Genomic DNA, 18,172 nt, shown 5'->3' with positions numbered 1-18,172 from the left:
GTACTCACCACACGCCCTCGTCGAGGCGCTCGCGGCTGGCCGGGAACAGGCGCAGCAAGGCGTTGTTATCGGAGATCGCGGGCAATGCCAGGTTCGAGTTGGCCTTGAGGTTGCGGTATTTCTCGCTGCTCAATTGGGCCAGGGTCTCGCCGTCGCGCATGATCCGCGGGCGGATGAACACCATCAGGTTCTGCTTGGTGCGCTGGCTGGCGTTGGAGCGAAACAGCCGCCCGACCCCAGGGATATCGCCGAGCCACGGCACACGCTGGTCACTGTTCTTGGCTTCGTCGCCGATCAGCCCGCCGAGCACCACCAGGCCGTTGTCTTCGACCATGACCTTGGTCTTGATCTCGCGCTTGTTGGTGATCACATCGCTGGCGCCGGTGCTGTCGGCAATCGACGAGACCTCTTGCACAATGTCCAGGCGCACGGTGTTGTCGATATTGATCTGCGGCTTGATCCGCAGCTTGATCCCCACTTCCTTGCGCTCGATGGTCTGGTAGGGGTTGGTGTTGTTCTGCGTTACCGAGCCCGTCACAAACGGTACTTCCTGGCCGACCAGGATCGATGCTTCGGCGTTGTCCAGAGTCAGCAGGGTCGGGGTCGAGAGCAGGTTGAAGCCACTTTCGCTCTTCAGCGCATTGAGCAGTGCGAGGAAGTTCAGCCCGCCGCCGTTGAGCTTGCCAAAGCCTGCGGTGGCGCCGGGCACATTGGCCAACAGCTTGCCCAGGCCTGCGGTGTCGCCGCTGGCAGCGGCGCCCGCCAGGCCGGCGATGCTCGTCCCGCCGTTGGTGAAGTTCACCGCGCCGCCGCCAAAGGAGTCGCCCAAAAACAGCCATTGCACGCCCAGCTCCTGGGCGCGGGTGTCGGATACTTCGGCGATGATTGCTTCCACCACCACTTGGGCGCGGCGGATATCCAGTTGTTCGACGATGGTGCGGTAGGCGGCAATTTCGCTGTCCGGGCCGACCATCACCACGGCGTTGGTGCCCTCCTCAGACTCCATGCGAATCCCCGAGGCGCTGACCGCCATCTGCTTGGGCGCGCCTTCCGTGGGCACGCCCTCGCCTCCGGCGCCTGGGGTGTCCTGGCTCAAGCCGCGCAACACCTTGACCACTTCGGCGGCATTGGCATGACGCAGGTACATCACCACGGTGTTCGATGGACGCAAGGCAGTCTGCGGCTGATCCAATTGCTTGAGCAGCGCACGCACCCGTTGGCGGCTGTCGGCACTGCCGCGCACCAGCAACGCATTGCTGCGCGGGTCGGCAACCACCTGCGCGCCATCGGCGCCCTGCTCGCGGGCCAGCAGGCGGGTCATCAATTGCGCGGTGTCGTTAGCGCTGGCGTTGACCAGGGGCAGCACTTCCAGGGGTTCCTGGCTGACCTGGTCGAGTTGCTGCAACAGCGCGTCGATACGGTCGAGGTTGCTGCGCCAGTCGGTGATCACCAACAGGTTGGCCGACGGGTACGGGCTGATCACTCCCACCCGAGGGTCAATCAGCGGCTTGAGGATATTGAGCATCTGTTCACTGGCGGCGTTGCGCACGCTGAATACCCGGGTGGCCATGCCATCGTTGGCTTGCACCGCCTGGCGCGCAGACTCCACCGGTACCGGCTCCAGGCGCGCGGCCTGGTCCGGCACAATCTTCACGCTGCCATTGGGCAGGTTGACCGCAGCAAAACCCTGGGCGCGCAACTGGGCGAGGAAGATGTCGTAGATGGCCTCGCTGCCGAGCATATCCAGGCTGCGCACCGTGACCTTGCCCTTGACCCGTGGGTCGATGATGAAGGTGGTGTTGGTGATGCGCGATACGCTGTCGATGAAGTCGGTGAGTTCGGTGTCGATGAAGTTCACTTCATACAAGGCCGGCGCTTCTTCGGCGTGGGCCGGGGTCACGCTCAAGGCCAGGCACAGTGCGCTCAGGCCCAGGCATTTATTGATCATGTGCATCGTCGGTTCATTCCTTGCGCTTGAGGCCGATCACCGGTCGCTCATTCGGCCATGGCAAGCGCTCGCGCTGCCCTTGATTGTCGAAAATCAGCCCGCGTTCATCGATGTCCTGCAAGACGATGCCCGGGGCCAGGCGCTGACCCAGGGTCAGCGTGCGTTCTTGTTGCTGATAGCGCAGCACCAGGACCGTGGCACGCAACGGCGTGGCCTTGAGGCTGCCCAGGTAATCAACCTTGAGCGTGGTCAACGGCAGGTCGTCGCTGGGTGCCTGGCGCGGTGTCCAGTGGCTGCTCAACAAGTCGGCAACCGGCGCCGCTGGCGCGGAAGGCACGACCGGCTGGGCGATGCCGTGCCACAGTTGCAACACACATTGCGCTGCGAGCCAGGCCAGCAGTGTTGCCAGCAACAGGTTGCCCCCACGGCTCAACTGACCAGGCTCCGTGGATGCCATCCCGGATGCCCCTGCACATAGCGCACATCTGGCAGTTGCAACGGCGCCAGTTGCCAGTCCGCCGGCTGCTCGCGCAACCAGCCTTCGAGGTGTTGCCACAGCGGTTGCCCGGCATCGGCGGCAAAGCCCAGGCCAAAGGTGCGGCAGGTGCCGAGCGGTTCGGCAAACTCACTGACCCGCTTGCCGCCAGGGCTATAGGTGACCTGCCAGGGCTGGCCGAGCCAGCGCGGCAGGTCCTGGCTGTTATCCAGCAGCAGTGGCTCGCCAAACAGTTGCTCGGCGCCGTTTTCCAGGACCTGGCGCACCTGCTGCGCCGGGACATCCACGACCGGCGCTGGGTAACTGGCACTCAGGCTGATCAGGTGTTCGCGGGTAATCATCTGGCCGCGGGCCAGGGGGCTGTCGTAGCGCAGGCCTGGCAGCAGCACTGCGCTCTTGGGCTCGCGGGCCAGGGCCTGGTGCAACAGGCGATCCCAACTGCCGGCGCGCACATCGCGGCGCCAGAGATTTTCCGGGGCCTTGGCCAGGGGTTGGTCGAGCCAGGCGGCGTGGGCGGCGCGCTGTTGTTGCAAGCGTGGTTGCAGGCGCTGGGCGTGGGCCTGGGCGGTAGCGTCCAACGCGCTGGCCTGGGCGGGAAAGAAGCGCGCATCGAAGCGCCATTGCCCCGCCTGCGCCTGGCAGCGGATGCGGAAGGCGCCGCTGGCCCGGGTCCCGCCCAGCACCACCGGTACGCGCTTGCCGGAGCTTTGCAGGATTTCTACCGGCTGCGGCCACAGGTCCTGGCCACGGGCGCACAACATCAAGTCCACCTGGCCCAGGCGCTCGGCCAGCCAGAACCCCGGCCCGGTGCCGACATCGGCCAGGGCCACCACCAGGTCGGCTTCTTCACGGGCCTGGGCAAGCACCGGTTGCAGGCTGTGCAACCACTGTTTCAAGGAGGCTTGCTGGTCCCGCGCATACGGGTCGGTGATGCCGACTACGGCGATGCGCACGCCGCCCCGGCGGAACACCTGCATGCCTGGGGTAGCCAGGCGTTGCGCACTGGCGCTGGCCAGCCCGGCGCCGAGTACCGGGTGGCCGAATTGCTGATACAGGCCCTGGCATTGTTCGGGCCACAGCACGCGTTCATCGCTGCTGACCCGCACTTCACTGCCGAGCAATTGGCTGCCCTGGACCCCGGACAGGCCACGGGTCAGGTACGCCAGGCCGCTGCCGTTCCAGCACTGGCCGTTTTCCAGGGTCAGGCTATTCTCAGGCCCTGCCTCATCACGCAGGCGTTGCAACACGGCACCGAGTACCGCGTAGCCACCGGTTTGCACACCGTCACTTAAGGAGGCATCCAGCAGGCCATCCAACTGGCTACCGTCAGCCTGGCGAAAACGCGCATTGGCCCCGGTGATCCACGGCGCCTGGCCGATCCGTGTTGCCGGCCCCAGGCGTGTGGCGGGCACCACCGGGCGACCCGGCAGGCGTGCATCGAGGGTGTCGGCGATATACAGCAGGTCGACCGGCTGGCTGTCCGCAGGCCCCGCCGCAGCCCACCGGCTAGAGCAGCCGGCCAGCCACGGCGCACAGGCCCCCAGCGTCATCCATCCCAATACATCGCGCCGCACCATTGAAGCCATTGTTCTCTCACCCTAGGGCTAACTCTGCTTTAAGGGCGGCATAGTGGGGGTCAATTAATGACGGTTTAATGTCAGTTTTTTAACAGGAGTGAAATATGCACCCTTGTAACAAAAGGAAATAAAAGAAATACACTTAAATACATTTTTAACAAAACCGACCGCGAATCATCACATTCGACTCTTAGAGTTCGGGCTCCTTTCAAAAATCGTGATCTACAAAGGACCTGATGAAATGAGTCGAGAGACTGGCGACAACCAGAATCGCAACCTGAGCCTCAATGAGCCGATGGAATCGGTACTCACTGCCTACCTGAGCCGCCGCAGTGTGGTACGGGGCGGACTCGGCGCCGCGATCGCCATGATTGCCGGCACCGGCCTGACGGGCTGCTTTGACAGCGGCGGTGGCTCTGACCACGACACCCCGACCGAGCCCACCAAACCTGCGCTGAAGCTGGGTTTCAACTCGATCCCCGGCTCGCGCACCGACGGCTGCACCGTGGCCGCCGGCTACACCGCGCACATCCTCGCGCCATGGGGCACGCCGCTCAACAGCAATGCGGCACCGTGGAAAAGCGATGGCACCAATACCTCGACCGACCAGGCCAACTCGGTCGGCATGAACCACGATGGCATGCGTTTCTTCCCGATCAATGGCAGCTCCACTGACGGCCTGATCGCGATCAACCACGAATACATCGAACAGTCCGAACTGCACCCCAACGGCGCGACCCTGATCGGCGGCGTACGCCCGGTGGAAGAAGTGCGCAAGGAAATCAACGCCCACGGCGCGGGCGTGATGCGCGTGACTAAAGTCAACGGCCGCTGGCAGGTGATGGAAAACGACCCGCTGAACCGTCGCTTCACCTCGGCCACGCTGATGGACCTGGCGGGCCCGATGAAAGGCACCGAGCACGTCAAGACCAAGTTCTCGCCGACCGGCACCCAGACCCGCGGCACCAACAACAACTGCGGCAATGGCTACACACCGTGGGGCACCTACCTGACTTGCGAAGAAAACTGGCCAGGGATTTTCGTCAACCGCAGCGGCAACCGCCCGGCCGACCAGGTGCGCATCGGCGTGGGCACCAGCAACGGCAACTATCGCTGGGAAAGTGTCGCGGGTGACCCGAGCGAAGTGAACGGCGAGTTCAGCCGTTTCAACGTCACCCCAAGCGGCGCCACGGCCACCGACGACTACCGCAACGAAGCCAGCACCTATGGCTACATCGTCGAGATCGACCCGTACAACGCCGCAACCCGTGCGGTGAAACGCACCGCGCTCGGCCGTTTCCGCCATGAAGGGTGCTGGCCGGGCCTGACCACCGCCGGCAAGCCGGTGGTGTTCTATAGCGGCGATGACTCGCAGAACGAGTACCTGTACAAATTCGTCTCCACCGCGTTGTGGGACCCGGCAGACGCCAACCCCAGCGACCGCCTGGCCACCGGCGCCAAGTACATGGACAGCGGCAAACTCTACGTGGCGCGCTTCAATGCCGACGGCAGCGGCAACTGGTTGCTGCTCGACGTGGCCAGCCCGACGCTCGATGGCAGTACCCTGGGCGCGAAGTTCACCGACCTGCCGGGGATCATCCTCAACACCCGTGGCGCGGCCGACGCCCTGGGCGCCACGCCGATGGACCGTCCGGAATGGACCTCGGTCAACCCGCTCAATGGCGACGTGTACCTGACGCTCACCAACAACACCAGCCGTACCGTGGCCAACGCCGCCAACCCGCGGGTGAACAACAAGCACGGGCACATCATCCGCTGGCATGACGCTGACAACCAAGTGGCCTTCACCTGGGACATCTTTGTATTTGGCGCCAACGCTGCCGGCACTCCGGACCTCAACCGCTCGGGCCTGACCGCACTGAATCAGTTCGCCAGCCCCGACGGCATGACATTCGACAGCCGTGGCGTGATGTGGATCCAGACCGACAACGGCGAAAAAACCCTGACCGACTACACCAACGACCAGATGCTGGTGGTGATTCCCACCAATATGGTCGACGCCCAGGGTAAGCAAGTGCCGGTCAACGCACAGAACCAGGCAGACCTGCGGCGCTTCTTCGTTGGGCCCAATGGTTCGGAAGTGACCGGGGTGACCTTCACGCCGGACAACAAGACGGTGTTTATCAACATCCAGCATCCAAGCAACTGGCCATCCACTAACGTGGCAACCGACGTCACCGTAGGCAAAGTACGGGCGCGGGCGTCCACGGTGGTGATCCAGCGGGCAGATGGGGGGGAATTGGCGATCTGACCAACATGCAGGAGCCGGCCAGGCTCCTGCTTCGCTGTCTTTGTGGATCAGGCCTGTTTGGCTTGCTGTTCAAGGTGCAGTTGCAATTCAGGCTTGATACCCAGGGCATCGGCCAATTCATTGAGGTAGTTGCGCTCGGTGACCTGCTGGTCATCCACCAGCATCACACTGGCCAGGTAGACCTCGGCGGCCACCGCCGGGTCATTGGCATATTCGGCAAAGTCGGTTGCATCCAAGGGCTTGGCGACTTGATCGTCGAGCCATTGTTGCAAGTCCGGATCGTCGGTGTGGCGTCCGAACTCCTGGGAGATCAACGCGTTTTCCTTCTCATCAATCCGCCCATCCGCCTTGGCCGCCGCGATCAATGCGCGCAGTACCGCATGGCTATGGGCATCGACCTCGGCGCCAGAGAGTTGATCAACCGTCTGCAAGGCCTGCTGCGGCGCAGAGGCCTGCTGGCGTTGCCAGGCTTGATACGCCTGGAATGCCATCATCCCCAACGACGCCAGGGCCGCATAGTTGGTGCCGCCGCTACGGGTCGGGGTCGAACCGCCCGCCTGGGTCCCGCCCAACATACCGCCCAGGCCACCGAGCAGATCGCCCAGGCCGCCACCGCCCGACGCAGAAGGAGCGGAGCCGCCGCCCCGGAGCAAACCACCGAGCAGGCCGCCCAACCCACCGAGCCCTCCCGCGCCGCCCTGGGGTGCCGCCGAACCGCCTTGCTGGGACATCGAGGCTTGACCTGCACGTAGCAGTTGTTCCAGTAGAGCACTGGTGTTCATGGTATCGCCCTCCTATGGGCTGTGCGCCAGACAACCAACAATAGTCCCTGGCGCCTATAACGCCAAGACCGCCCAGCAGGCGCTGGTTTGCCGAGCTGACTGCCCCCCCGCAAACCCGGCGCAGGCCTATCACAACCGTGAGAATTGTTCAGATTCAGCGCGCCACGGCTTGCGGTGAACGTCAGCCCGCCCGTGGGGTCGGAAATATAAGGGCACGGCTTCAATCGGCCTGGCCTTGAGCGCGAGCATCTACAGATTTGCGGTGCCGCGAACCCTCACAGAAGGAGACGCTGACATGGTCACTCACTTCAAGGTCGCAGGGCACCTCGCTTGCGGCCATCACGGCAATAACCTCACGTCCACGGTGGAACTGAACCGGGTCAAATGCCGCACCTGCCGCAACACCGATGCCTATAAGGAAGCCCGCCGCAACCAGCGCAACGCGTCCCGCCGCGCATCGCGCAAAGCCAAGTCCAACACCACCAGCAATGATTGGCGCAGCGCCTGGACCCAACGCCTGACCGCCCTGCCCGGCCTGCAACGCCTGCCACGCGGATTCAGCCGCCAGGCCTTCGTCTAGCCCCTATAGGAGCCGGCTTGCCGGCGATCGCGGCGTATCCGGTCGATACCCTATCGAATAGGCAACAGCGCCGCACCGATCAACCCCGCCAACCCCAAGAGGCACGCCAGGCCAACGCCATAGGCCAGGGTGCGCCAGGGTTGGCGGCGGCCCAGGTACAGCAAGGTATGCAGTACCCGCGCCACGGTGAACAGGCCGAACAGCCAGGCCGTCGCGGCGGCGTTGGTATCCAGCGCCAGGCATAACCCGCCTAGGACGAAAAACAGCGGAATGTTTTCCAGGTCATTGGCCCAGGCTTTCGCCGCCCGGCTGACCGGCGCAAGCTCCTGCGCAATGGCCGGGCGCTGGAAGAAACCGGCATCCTCAGGATTGCTGAACGCACGGTGCCGGAGGCGGAAAAAACCCTGGTAACAGGAGATCGCCAACATCTTGATGAACAACACCAGCACACACAGGGCAAACAGATGCACGAGGCTGGTCATCGCCGGTCCCTGGCAAAGCCGTGGACCACGATATACAGCAGCGGCCCCACCGAGACAAAGATCGCCGTCAGCAGCCAATACGGCAGCACACTGGCCAGCGACCGGCCCTTGGCGCGGGCGTCGCGGTACATCCACACACACGCCAGGGCCGCCATCAGGTACAGGTCGATCACCACCTGGGCGGTGTCGGGCCTGGATAGCAGCTCAAGGCCAAACGCCAACAGCGACTGCTCGGCCCAGAGCAAGGTGCCCAGGGTGTACAGGGAAAACGCCAACAGGCTGGCAAGGGCGATATAGGGTCTGTGCATAGGGTCCACCACGCAGGATTGGGCAAGCCGCAGATTAGTGATAACGTCGCCGCCATCTCAATGACCTGCGAGGTCATGGACGCCCCCCGCCCCGCCCTGCCAGAGTCCATCCATGAACCGCCCACCGTTCCCCCGCGCCAACCCCGAGACCGACGCCGGTACGCAACTGCGGCTGTTGCGCCGCCAGGCGAAGTTGAGCCAATTGCAGCTGGCGCTGATCAGCGGTATTTCCCAGCGCCACCTGAGTTGCATCGAAACCGGCCGCGCCAAGGCCAGCCCTGGCACCTTGCATAACCTGCTCAGCGCCCTCGAGGTGCCCCTGGAGCAGTGCAACAGCCTGTTCCTCGCAGCCGGCTACGCCCCGCGCTACGAAGCCACGCCGCTCGCCGCGCCGGCAATGGATGCCATTCGGGATGCCATCAGCCATGTGCTGAAGGCCAACAACCCGGCGCCGGCCATCGTGCTCGGGAGCCACTGGCAAGTGCTCGCCGCCAACGCCAGCACCCAGGTGCTGTTCGACCTGGTGGGTTTGGCGCCAGACGCGGCACAAGGCCTGAACCTGCTGACCACCCTGCTGCAACCGGGTGGCCTGGGCGACTACCTGCTCAATGCGGATGAAATCCGCAACCTCGCCTGGCAACGGGCTGCCCGTGAAGCATTGGGCAACCCGACCCTGGCCACGCTGCTGGAAAGCCTGCCGGTGCCGCAAGGCTCGACCCCCCTGGCCAATGAACTGCCGCCACTGGTGCTGACCCGCGTCAATTCGCGCCATGGCGAGCTGGACTTCATGTCCACCTTCACCACCTTCGGCATGCCCCAGGACATCACCGTCACCTCATTGCGCATCGAGCACCTGATCCCGGCCAATCCCCACACTTGGCAGGTGATGACCGCGGCCTACGAACACTCCCTGAGCCACTAGGCGCCGCTGATCAGAACTTGGTCACCACCCCCATGCGCAACGTACGCCCCGGTGCCGGCATGAAGCTCTGGGCCAGCGGGTCCAGGTAGTAACGATTGGTCAGGTTATCCAGCGACACGTTGAACTGGGTGTGGTCTTGCCATTTGTAGTCGAGGAACAGGTCCACCAGCGCCACTTCGCGGTAGACCAGTTGCGGCGTGGTGGCGCCGGTCTGCCAGGATTTGTCGGCGGTGACGGTCGGGCCCGAGGTGTAGGTCAGGCGCCCGCCCACGGTCAGGGCCTGGTCAAAGAAGCGCAGCCCCGTGGTCAGGTTGCCGGCGACCCGCGGCGGGTTCTGGGTATTGGTGTACGAGCCCATGAAGCTGCCTGGGGTGCAGTTGGGGGTGTTGTCAAGCTTCTGCCAGCGAGTGGAACTGGCCCGCAGGCGCGCGGCGAAGGCCGAGTCGCAGGTTTCGGTCTTGAGGTAATAGGTCGACGACAGGTCGGCAAAGACCCAGCCGGCATCGTATTTCGATTGCAGCTCCAGGCCGCTGGTCTTGAAGCTGTCGGTATTGCTGAAGTTCATCAGGCCCATCAGGCCGGGGCTTGGGTCGTAGTAACGGGTCACGTAGTTCTTGATGGTGTTGTTGAAGTACGCCAGCTTGATCGCCGCCGTGTCGTTGTCCGCCAGCAGGCCTTTTTGCAGAGTGCTTGCGCCGATTTCCCAGTTGCTCGAACGCTCCGGTTTCAGGCCCTTGCCAGGCATGGTCTGCAAGGTGCCCTGGCTGGTTTCGAACAACGAGGGCATGCGCAGGCCCTGGGTGTACGAGGCGTAGATGAAGGTATCGGGCGCGATCTCGTAGTTGATGCCGATGGCCGGCGAAAAGGCGCCCTTGCTGTCGCGCTGCTTGCCCGAATAGGTGTAGCCGGTGACCACTTCGCCCACCTGCGACGGATAGACCCGTGTGCCAACGCCCCCGTAGTCGTTGTAGCGCGGGCCATCGAACGGGTTGTTGGTGTCGCTGAACACAATCCCGTTGTTCAGGCGCGGGTCGGTGGCATCGGTGTATTGGCCGTTGGCGTCGGGGAACCACAGCATATTGCCGTAGCTGCCCGGCTTGATCACGTTCACGTAGCGCAACTCGCGCTCCTCGCGCTGGGCGGTGGCGTGCGGCACATGATCCTTGGTGCGGTAGTAGGTATAGCGCCCGCCACCCCACACCGTCAGCTCGTCAACCGGCTTGTACTCGAGCTTGCCGTTGAGGCTGAACTCCTTGCGCGAACCATCACGCAGGCTGCGGTTGGCGTTGATATCGTTCTGTGTGGTGACCACGCTCTTTTGCGGCTGCAGTTCCTCGAGCTGGAACGAGCCGCCCAGGTCCAGTTTGAAATCGCCATAGTGCGTGTCAAAACGCGAGGTATTGGCCAGCTCGCCACCGATGCGCCGGTCGTGCTGGCGCGTCCAGTTGCGGTCCGAACGATAGGCCTGGGATTTGGGCGCCAGCACCGAGGTCAACTGGCTGGTCTTGGCATCGGTCATCCACAGGCTGGTCGTCAGGTCCACCAGCATATTGCCCGTGGGCAGGTAGTGATAACGGGCGGTGTAGGTGTCGATCTTGGTGCTGCCGCGCGGGTACTGGTAGATACCGCCAGTGCCGAAACGGAAGATGTCCGAGGGCATGATCTCGCCTATGCGCCCATCGTAACGACTGTAGCCGAAGTCGAAAGTGTGGTCGTCGGCCGGGCGCAGGGTGGTCTTGAGCAGGATCGACTCGGTCTCTGCCGAGGAGTTGAGCACCTCTTCGCCGGCGTTGTAGGTGGTGGCCACCGTCATGTTTTCGCGGCCATAGCGGTCAAAGGTGCGGTAGCGGTCCTGGCCGTGCTTGCCGGAGAAGTAGTTGCCCTGGTTGCGATGGGCGTAGGCGGCCACCACATCGAACAGATCGTGGGTATAGGCAAACGCCGCGCTGCCCGATTCCGAGTCGGAACCGAACAGGCCGCCACGGTTCTGGTGCGGCTCGGAGTACAGGTTCTCGGTGGTCGAATGGCCGTTGCGCGAGGCCGGCTCGACGCCGTTGTTCCACAGATCGCCCTTCAGGCGCAGGCCCACGTTCTTGCCGTCACGCAGGATGTCATCGACCCCCAGGGTGCGGATCGCCACCGTGCCGCCGATGGCGCTGGACGTCAGGCTGGGGCCTTTGTCGATGGCGACATCGCTGATCAGGTCGGGGTCGATGTAGCTGCGCTGTTGCGTGCCCGCATAGCCGCGATAGACATCCAGCGCCTGTTGCGAACCGTCGACCGTGACCGCCACCCGGCTTTGCCCCTGGATCCCGCGGATATTCACATCCAGGCCACCGCCATTGCGGCTGTCACCCACCTGCACCCCCGGTTGGCCCTTGAGCAGGTCGCCGACGGAGATCACGCCAAAGCGGCGCACTTCTTCGTTGGAGATATACACCGACGAACGTGGGGCGGTGTACACCGCTTTTTTCTCGAGGTCATCGCCAGTGACTTTCTGCGACGGCAGCACCAACGCACTGGTCGCTGGATGCAGTTCGAAGCTGCCATCGGCCTGGCGCTGAAAACTCAAGCCGGTGCCTGCCAGCAACTGCGCCAGGCCGGCCTCGGTGCTGAAATCTCCGTGCAGGCCGTTGCTGCGTTTGCCCGCCGTCAGCGTCGAACTGCCCGCCATGCTGATACCCGCCTGCACGCCGAAACGCGAGAGTGCCTGGTCCAGCGGGCCGGCTTCGATGCTGTAGGGTTGGCGCTCGGCCTGGGCGAAAACTACCGTGCTGTACAGCGGTTGCAGGCTGAGTAACAGCAGACCCAATGTGCGGGTGCGCAAGACACTTGCGGGAGAAATCATGCAGGGCTCCTAGAGGTGAAGGCCCACCTGTTTCGGTGGGTTATCCCTATAGGCCAAGCGAGTTTTGAAAAACTGCGCAGAGAACGTAAATAAATGTTCAGGCCGGCACCACAGTCACCCAATAGCGGGTACGCCGCTCGATACGCACCGGCAGTGCATGGGCCACCAACGCCAGCGCGGCATCGGTGTCGTCGAGCTGGAAGCTGCCCGTCACGCGCAACCCCGCGACCTGCTCGCTGCATCGCAAGACGCCCGGCCGGTAACGGGACAACTCGGCCAGCAGCACATCCAGGCGCATGCGCTCGGCAGGCAGAATCCCGCGCAGCCAGGCCTGGGCCAGAAATCCATCGGTTTGCCGTGGCGTACCCACACCCTGGCGATCGACCTGGGTCTGCCAGCCTGCCGCTACTGATACCGGTGCCGGGTGGCGCGGCGAACTCACCTCCACCAGCCCGCGCAATACGGTAATCCACGTGCCCTGCTGATCATGGCGCACCAGCAGATTGGCATCGTGGCTGCGCAGCAGCGCATCCGCTGTGAGCAGTTGCAGTGGGCGCGACTCAACGCGCGCATCCAGCGCCACCTCGCCCTCGATCAACTGCACGCGGCGCAGCTGCGCGCTAAAGTCCAGGCTGACAGCGCTGGCAGTGTTCAACCACAGAGAACTGCCATCGGCCAGGGTCCAGCGGCGGCGCTCGCCGGTAGCCGTGCGGTAGGTGGCAAAGGCTGCGCGCAGAAGGGTCGATTCCGCGCCCTGCCAGGACAAACCACCGAGCAAGCCCAACCCCAGCAAGCACTTGAGCACCTGCCGGCGCCGCGCCGGATCAGCCCCGGCTGCCTCCAGCGCGCGTCGTGCGGTGACATCCGCCAACAGGCTGGCCCCCGGCTGAAGCATCAGCGGCAAGCTGGCGACGCGTTGCCAAGCGTATTCGTGCTCGGCACTTGCCTGGCGCCAATGCTGCAACGCCTGTTGCTCGTCCGGGCTCATCATCCCGGACTGCAACCGGACGATCCAGTCGATGGCCGTCTCGCGGACTTTCGGTGCAACCGGCTTGCCATTCATTCGAAACGGCTCGCGTAGCACACACTGAAAGCCTTGCCCATCGCCCGCTGCACCTGGGCCACGCTCAAGTTCAACTGCGTGGCGATCTGCGGGTACGTCAGGCCGTCGAGCTGGGACAAAAAGAAGATCTTGCGCACCTGCATCGACAGCCCCACCAGCAGCGAGTCCAGCTGTAGCAAGGTCTCGATCATCAAGTAACGGGTTTCGGGCGACGGCTCCTCACCTTCCGGACGGGCGGCGAGCGCCTCCAGGTAAGCCCGCTCAATCGCCTGGCGCCGCCAGCGGTTAATCAGCAAGCCATTGGCGATCGCGGCCAGAAATGCCATGGGCTGGCGCAGCTCCCGCACGTCCTGCTGCGTGCGCAACACCCGGATGAACGTGTCGTGCGCCAGGTCCTCGGCATCGGCGCTGTGCCCCAGGCGACGCCGCAACCAGCCGCGCAGCCAGAGATGGTGACGGGTGTAGAGTTGTTCGACGGGCGAGACGAGACTGTCGTCGTACATGTCAGGTCCAATGAGCAGTTAATGATAATACTTCTCATTTTAATATCCTGACCTGACGCTTGTACAGTCTCGACTGCTAACTCGCGGGCAAGCCCGCTCCCACAGGGGTTTTGCGTTGCCGGGGGAATTAGTTGAACTCGGCGTGGACCTCGGACCACAAGCTGACCTTCTGCCCACGGTTCTTGAAGAATTCGATCTCGCGCTTGATCCCGGAACTCAGGTCCCAGCCCGGCAGGTCAAGGATGATCAGTTCTTCCATCATGTCCATGAACAGCGCATCCACCGGCGCCCACAGCTTGCCGATGGTGGCGCTGTCCTTGCCTTCGAACGCGAGGTTGATCGGGTGCGACATGGACACCTGGCTGAACACCCCATGACCCGACTCGATGATGATGGCCGCCACCTTGTTGCACTGGATAAAACGCTCGTGGGTCACTGACGCATCGGCATGGCTGTAGGGGCAGGCCAGAAAAATCTTTCTCATTGTTACCTCAAGGCAATGCAAGGGCACGCGCCCTTGCCGTGGATTAAAGAGTCAGGGTCACACCGCCTGCGCAGCCGGCACGCCGGCCTCATCGGCCTCTTCGCGCTCGCGTTCCTGCGCTTCGTAACGCTGGGCGGCGGGCACCGAGATCTTGATCGCGATCGCCACTGCGAGCAGGCCGCCAAACAACTTGGCCAGCAGGATCGGCATGATCAGCGTCGGCTGGAAGTTCGCGGTAAAGGCCAGGTGGTCGCCAATGGTGGCCTGCGCACAGACACCCAGGGCCACACACAAGACCTTGTCCCGGGCATTCATCTTCTTGAACAGGTGGTAGACCGCGATGATGTTGGCAAACACCATGACAAACGCCGCCGCGCCATCGGCTGACAGCCCGATGTGCTTGCCCAGCACTTCCATGGGTTTCTTGCAGTAGCGGTTGAACAGGTAGCAGATCGGGAACGTACCGGCGAGCATGATGCCGATGTAGCCGGCAATCTCGATGGCACGGAACAGCTCCTTCTCGTCGGCGAACATCGGGTCGAAGCCCCACACACCGAAGTTCTTCATGAAGAACCCGGTGAAGTGCTCGACGATGGCCAGCGCCAGGACGATCTTGATAAAGGCATCCATCAACTTACCGAACACCAGGAACCCGGCCACCATCCACGCCGCCCGGTAGCGCAGGCCGGCGGCCAGCAGGAAGCAGAACACAAACAATGGCGCGAGCAAGCGCACGCAGTCGACAAACCCCAGGCTCAGGTAATGCAGGGCCGGCGAGGTGGTGGAAACGATATCCCGCACCGGCAGGTTGAAGGCGGTGATCATCATCAACGACGCAAGCACCGCAAACGGGATGCTGATCAAACCGGCCATGGCCCCCAGCGCCAGGTACTTGTGGTCCTTGCGTTCGAGCATCATCAGGCCGACCGGGATCAGGTAGACGATGGTCGCGCCGGAGGTATAGCCAACGATCATGGCGGTGATCCACATGTCGCGGTTCGCTGCCAGGGCATCGGCCAACTGGTAGCCGCCCATGTCCACGGCGATGATCGACAGCGCCGCGATCGACACGTCGGAACCCATCGCGCCGAAGTACGGCCCCAGTGCGACCTCGATGAATTTGGACAGGTACGGGATCGCCACCATGATGCCCGCCTGCGCCAGGAACACCGGGCCAATGGAGTGGATGCCGTTGACAAACTCCTTGCCCAGGCCGCTGTCCGGCTTGATCACGGATGCAAACGCGCCAACCACCGCGCCGATCATGATCAGGTAAATAACGTAATTGCCGAATTCCGCCATTGCTTTCGCTCCATCTGTACTGAATCAATTGTTGTTGTAGGAGTACGCCCCAGTTCGGTCGCTCCATTGGCCAAACGCGTTTTACAGCCCCATTTGTGGCGCTTTCACACCCTATTACTAACCACTTCCCATGCCAATCGTGTGTTTTTTGTGGTTTTGCGGGTTAAACACACTGGAATCGGTCAACTCTATTGCGTAATCTCTGATCACACCTTTCAAGGCAGCGGACTCTACGGCCGTGAACGGCAAACGCCAATACCAAGTTCACACCACCTCCACTGGCGCCCACGCGCCCCGCCGCTTACTGGCGGGGCATCATTTGAGTGCCTCGGTAACAGCACTGCGCCGCCGTGGCGCATTCACGTAGCATCAAGAGGATGGTTGCCCATGCGCCCCAATGAAAGACGCCAACATATCCTTGAACTGCTACGCCAGCGTGAACGCATCTCGGTCGACGAGTTGGCGCGCACCCTCGGCACTTCGCAAGAGACCATTCGCCGCGACCTCACGGCCCTGGCCGAAGATGGCCAGGTCACCAAGTTCCATGGCGGCGCCTCGCTGCCGCCCAGCGGCGAGCACGAGAACGCCTTCCAGACCCGGATGAATGAATTCTCCCAGGAGAAACGTGCAGTGGCGCGCTTCGCCGCCGGGCTCTATGCGCCGGGCGACAGCCTGCTGATCGATACCGGTACCACCACCCTGTTCTTTGCCCGTGAACTGGCAAGGCTCAACCGCATCACCGTGATCACCAACTCCTTGTTGATCGCCGCCGCCATTGGCGCCAGCGGTAATCGCGTGTTCATGATCGGCGGCGAATACCGCCCCGAATCGGAACAGAACATCGGCGCCCTGGCCATGGAGCAGATCGCCCGGTTCAACGCTGAGCATGCGGTGGTCACCATTGGCGCCTTGAACACCGACGGCGCCTTTGACTTTTCCATCGAGGAAGCGGAAATCACCCGCGCCATGATCGCCCGCACGCGCTACCTCACGGTGATTGCCGACTCCTCGAAAATGGGCAAGCGTGCGCTGTTCCAGGTATTCCCCCTGGAGCGCATCGACCGCCTGATCATCGACCGCAAACCCTTGGGCGAACTGGCCAAGGCCCTGGCCGAAGCCCAGGTTGAAGTCCTGGAAGCCCCTGCCCTGACCCGGCCGGAGTGGTAAACGCTCAGCGCCAGTCGCGGCAGCGCGTCACCGCATCGCTGAACGTGGCCCGCCACTGCTGGGCCTGGGCGGCACTGACTTTGGGGTGATAGCTGGTGCTGGTATTGCGCGGCGGCTTGAGCGCCACGCCCAGGCCTTTGGCTGCCAGCGCTGCGCAGCCGAATGCGGTCAGCTCATCGAAGCGCTGGGTGACGATGCAGCGCTGCAAGGCATCGGCGAGAAACTGCGCAAAATAGGGGCTGCGCGCCAGGCCGCCATCGATGGACAGGTGATCGGTGACGCTGAGAAACCCGTCCATTGCGCTGATCACTTCCACACTGCGCAATGCCACACCCTCAAGCACGGCCTGGCACATATCCTGGCGCGTGGTGCTGCCATTCATGCCGACCCACAGGGCTGCCGCGCTGCGGTCCCAGTGCGGGCAAGCGAGGCCGGACAACGCCGGCACAAACGCCAGTTGGCGGCCAATGGCCGGTGCTTCGTCGAATGCCGCCAGCTCCGAAAAATCGCTGAACAAGCCAAGCCGCCCGGCCCATTCCACGGCTGCGCTGGCATCGTAGACACCACCGTCCATGGCGTAAGTGGGCTTGCCGTCGATCTGCCAGGCGATGGTCGCCAGCAGGCCCTTTTCCGGGGCGCGGATGATCTGCTCGCCGGTCACGGTCAGGGCAAACGCCCCGGTCCCGTAGGTGATCTTGGCGTCGCCCTCATTGCGGCAACCATGGCCGTAGAGCGAGGCTTGCTGGTCGACAATCGAGGCGGTGACCGGCGTGGCGCCGATCTCGCCAAAGTGCCCGACGGTGTCGCGGATCTGCGGCAGGGTTTCCATGGGCACGCCAAACAGCTCGCAGAGCTGGCTGTCCCACTGCCCGGTCGCTAGGTTCATCAGCGAGGTGCGCGAAGCGGTGGTGACGTCCGTGGCGAAGACCCCGGTCAGGCGGTCGAGAAAGTACGCATCGGTGGTGCCCAGGCGCAGCCGCCCGGCGCGCAATGCGCTCTGCGCGGCTGGCAGGTTGCGCACGATCCAGGCCAGCTTGCTCGCCGAGAAATACGGGTCCAGGGGCAAACCCGCACGCTCCAGGGTCAGGGCCTCGCCGCCGTCGCCGCGCAACTGGGCGATTTCGGCCCAGGTGCGATTGTCTTGCCAGACGATCACCGGGGATAACGGCTCGCCGGTCTGGGCGTCCCACGCCAGGCAACTCTCGCCCTGGTTGGCAAGGCCGATGGCGTCCACCTGGCCGGTGGCCTCCAGGCAACGCTGCAGGTTACTGAGCAGCTCCAGTGGATCGTGCTCCACCCAACCAGGATGGGGATGGTGTTGCTGATGGCGCAACGAGAGCTGGATATCAGCTGACCCATTGTCACTCACCACCAACACGCGGGTGCTGGTGGTGCCTTGATCGAGCGCGGCAATCCGCATGTTTAAGACTCCTCGGCA

Annotated in this window: 16 protein-coding genes; 4 read left to right on the top strand and 12 right to left on the bottom strand. The window is 63.5% G+C overall.

Going from position 1 to position 18,172, the window contains the following annotated elements:
* Positions 1–4 precede the first annotated feature (4 nt).
* Genes gspD through HBO19_RS07465 form a run of 3 tightly spaced genes read right to left on the bottom strand, consistent with a single transcriptional unit; the run spans position 5 to position 4,030 of the window.
* Positions 5–1,948 (bottom strand): type II secretion system secretin GspD, encoded by a 1,944-nt coding sequence (gspD, locus tag HBO19_RS07475; RefSeq protein ID WP_169953303.1) that lies wholly within the window; start codon positions 1,946–1,948, stop codon positions 5–7.
* Between the two features lie 13 nt (positions 1,949–1,961).
* Positions 1,962–2,405, bottom strand: coding sequence for a pilus assembly protein PilZ (locus HBO19_RS07470; RefSeq protein WP_170057191.1), 444 nt, complete (start codon positions 2,403–2,405; stop codon positions 1,962–1,964).
* Positions 2,378–4,030 (bottom strand): lipoprotein UxpA, encoded by a 1,653-nt coding sequence (locus HBO19_RS07465; RefSeq protein ID WP_170057190.1) that lies wholly within the window; start codon positions 4,028–4,030, stop codon positions 2,378–2,380. Before HBO19_RS07465 ends, HBO19_RS07470 begins: the two co-directional genes overlap by 28 nt.
* A gap of 232 nt (positions 4,031–4,262) precedes the next feature.
* Between HBO19_RS07465 and HBO19_RS07460 the strand changes: the two genes are divergently transcribed.
* A complete protein-coding gene (locus tag HBO19_RS07460) occupies positions 4,263–6,293 on the top strand; it encodes a PhoX family phosphatase (RefSeq protein ID WP_169952994.1) in 2,031 nt (676 codons plus the stop codon).
* A gap of 47 nt (positions 6,294–6,340) precedes the next feature.
* On the opposite strand, the gene HBO19_RS07455 is transcribed toward HBO19_RS07460, so the two are convergent.
* Positions 6,341–7,075, bottom strand: coding sequence for a tellurite resistance TerB family protein (locus tag HBO19_RS07455; protein WP_170057189.1), 735 nt, complete (start codon positions 7,073–7,075; stop codon positions 6,341–6,343).
* 295 nt (positions 7,076–7,370) lie between these two features.
* On the opposite strand from HBO19_RS07455, the gene HBO19_RS07450 reads away from it, so the two are divergent.
* Positions 7,371–7,655 (top strand): hypothetical protein, encoded by a 285-nt coding sequence (locus HBO19_RS07450; protein ID WP_170057188.1) that lies wholly within the window; start codon positions 7,371–7,373, stop codon positions 7,653–7,655.
* A gap of 50 nt (positions 7,656–7,705) precedes the next feature.
* Here the strand turns inward: HBO19_RS07450 and HBO19_RS07445 are convergent, their stop codons facing one another.
* A complete protein-coding gene (locus tag HBO19_RS07445) occupies positions 7,706–8,137 on the bottom strand; it encodes an MAPEG family protein (RefSeq protein WP_169952991.1) in 432 nt (143 codons plus the stop codon).
* Entirely contained in the window at positions 8,134–8,445 is a 312-nt protein-coding gene (locus tag HBO19_RS07440; protein WP_169952989.1) for a DUF2834 domain-containing protein, read from the bottom strand. Before HBO19_RS07440 ends, HBO19_RS07445 begins: the two co-directional genes overlap by 4 nt.
* A 112-nt stretch (positions 8,446–8,557) precedes the next feature.
* On the opposite strand from HBO19_RS07440, the gene HBO19_RS07435 reads away from it, so the two are divergent.
* Positions 8,558–9,367, top strand: coding sequence for a helix-turn-helix domain-containing protein (locus tag HBO19_RS07435; protein WP_170057187.1), 810 nt, complete (start codon positions 8,558–8,560; stop codon positions 9,365–9,367).
* Positions 9,368–9,377: 10 nt separating this feature from the next.
* On the opposite strand, the gene HBO19_RS07430 is transcribed toward HBO19_RS07435, so the two are convergent.
* The 5 genes from HBO19_RS07430 to eutH all read right to left on the bottom strand — a co-directional run bounded on the left by HBO19_RS07430 (position 9,378) and on the right by eutH (position 15,567).
* A complete protein-coding gene (locus tag HBO19_RS07430) occupies positions 9,378–12,215 on the bottom strand; it encodes a TonB-dependent receptor (protein ID WP_170041229.1) in 2,838 nt (945 codons plus the stop codon).
* A gap of 97 nt (positions 12,216–12,312) precedes the next feature.
* A complete protein-coding gene (locus HBO19_RS07425) occupies positions 12,313–13,278 on the bottom strand; it encodes a FecR domain-containing protein (protein ID WP_169952983.1) in 966 nt (321 codons plus the stop codon).
* Positions 13,275–13,781, bottom strand: a complete 507-nt coding sequence (locus tag HBO19_RS07420) for a sigma-70 family RNA polymerase sigma factor (protein WP_169952982.1) — start codon at positions 13,779–13,781, stop codon at positions 13,275–13,277. Before HBO19_RS07420 ends, HBO19_RS07425 begins: the two co-directional genes overlap by 4 nt.
* 127 nt (positions 13,782–13,908) lie before the next feature.
* Positions 13,909–14,265, bottom strand: a complete 357-nt coding sequence (locus tag HBO19_RS07415) for a DUF1937 family protein (protein ID WP_170041228.1) — start codon at positions 14,263–14,265, stop codon at positions 13,909–13,911.
* A 57-nt stretch (positions 14,266–14,322) separates the two neighbouring features.
* Positions 14,323–15,567: an ethanolamine utilization protein EutH gene (gene eutH, locus HBO19_RS07410; RefSeq protein ID WP_169952978.1), complete on the bottom strand. Its 1,245-nt coding sequence runs from the start codon at positions 15,565–15,567 to the stop codon at positions 14,323–14,325.
* 387 nt (positions 15,568–15,954) lie between these two features.
* Here eutH and HBO19_RS07405 point away from each other — a divergent pair, with 387 nt between their 5' ends.
* Complete coding sequence (locus HBO19_RS07405; protein ID WP_169952976.1) at positions 15,955–16,734, top strand: DeoR/GlpR family DNA-binding transcription regulator; 780 nt, start codon at positions 15,955–15,957, stop codon at positions 16,732–16,734.
* Between the two features lie 4 nt (positions 16,735–16,738).
* Here HBO19_RS07405 and HBO19_RS07400 read toward each other — a convergent pair whose 3' ends face one another.
* Positions 16,739–18,154, bottom strand: coding sequence for a glycerol kinase (locus HBO19_RS07400; RefSeq protein ID WP_169952974.1), 1,416 nt, complete (start codon positions 18,152–18,154; stop codon positions 16,739–16,741).
* Positions 18,155–18,172: the final 18 nt, after the last annotated feature.

Origin of the sequence: Pseudomonas sp. WS 5021 (genome assembly GCF_012985535.1) — a bacterium.
Classification (GTDB): domain Bacteria; phylum Pseudomonadota; class Gammaproteobacteria; order Pseudomonadales; family Pseudomonadaceae; genus Aquipseudomonas.
This window is presented reverse-complemented; position numbering and strand designations above follow the sequence as displayed.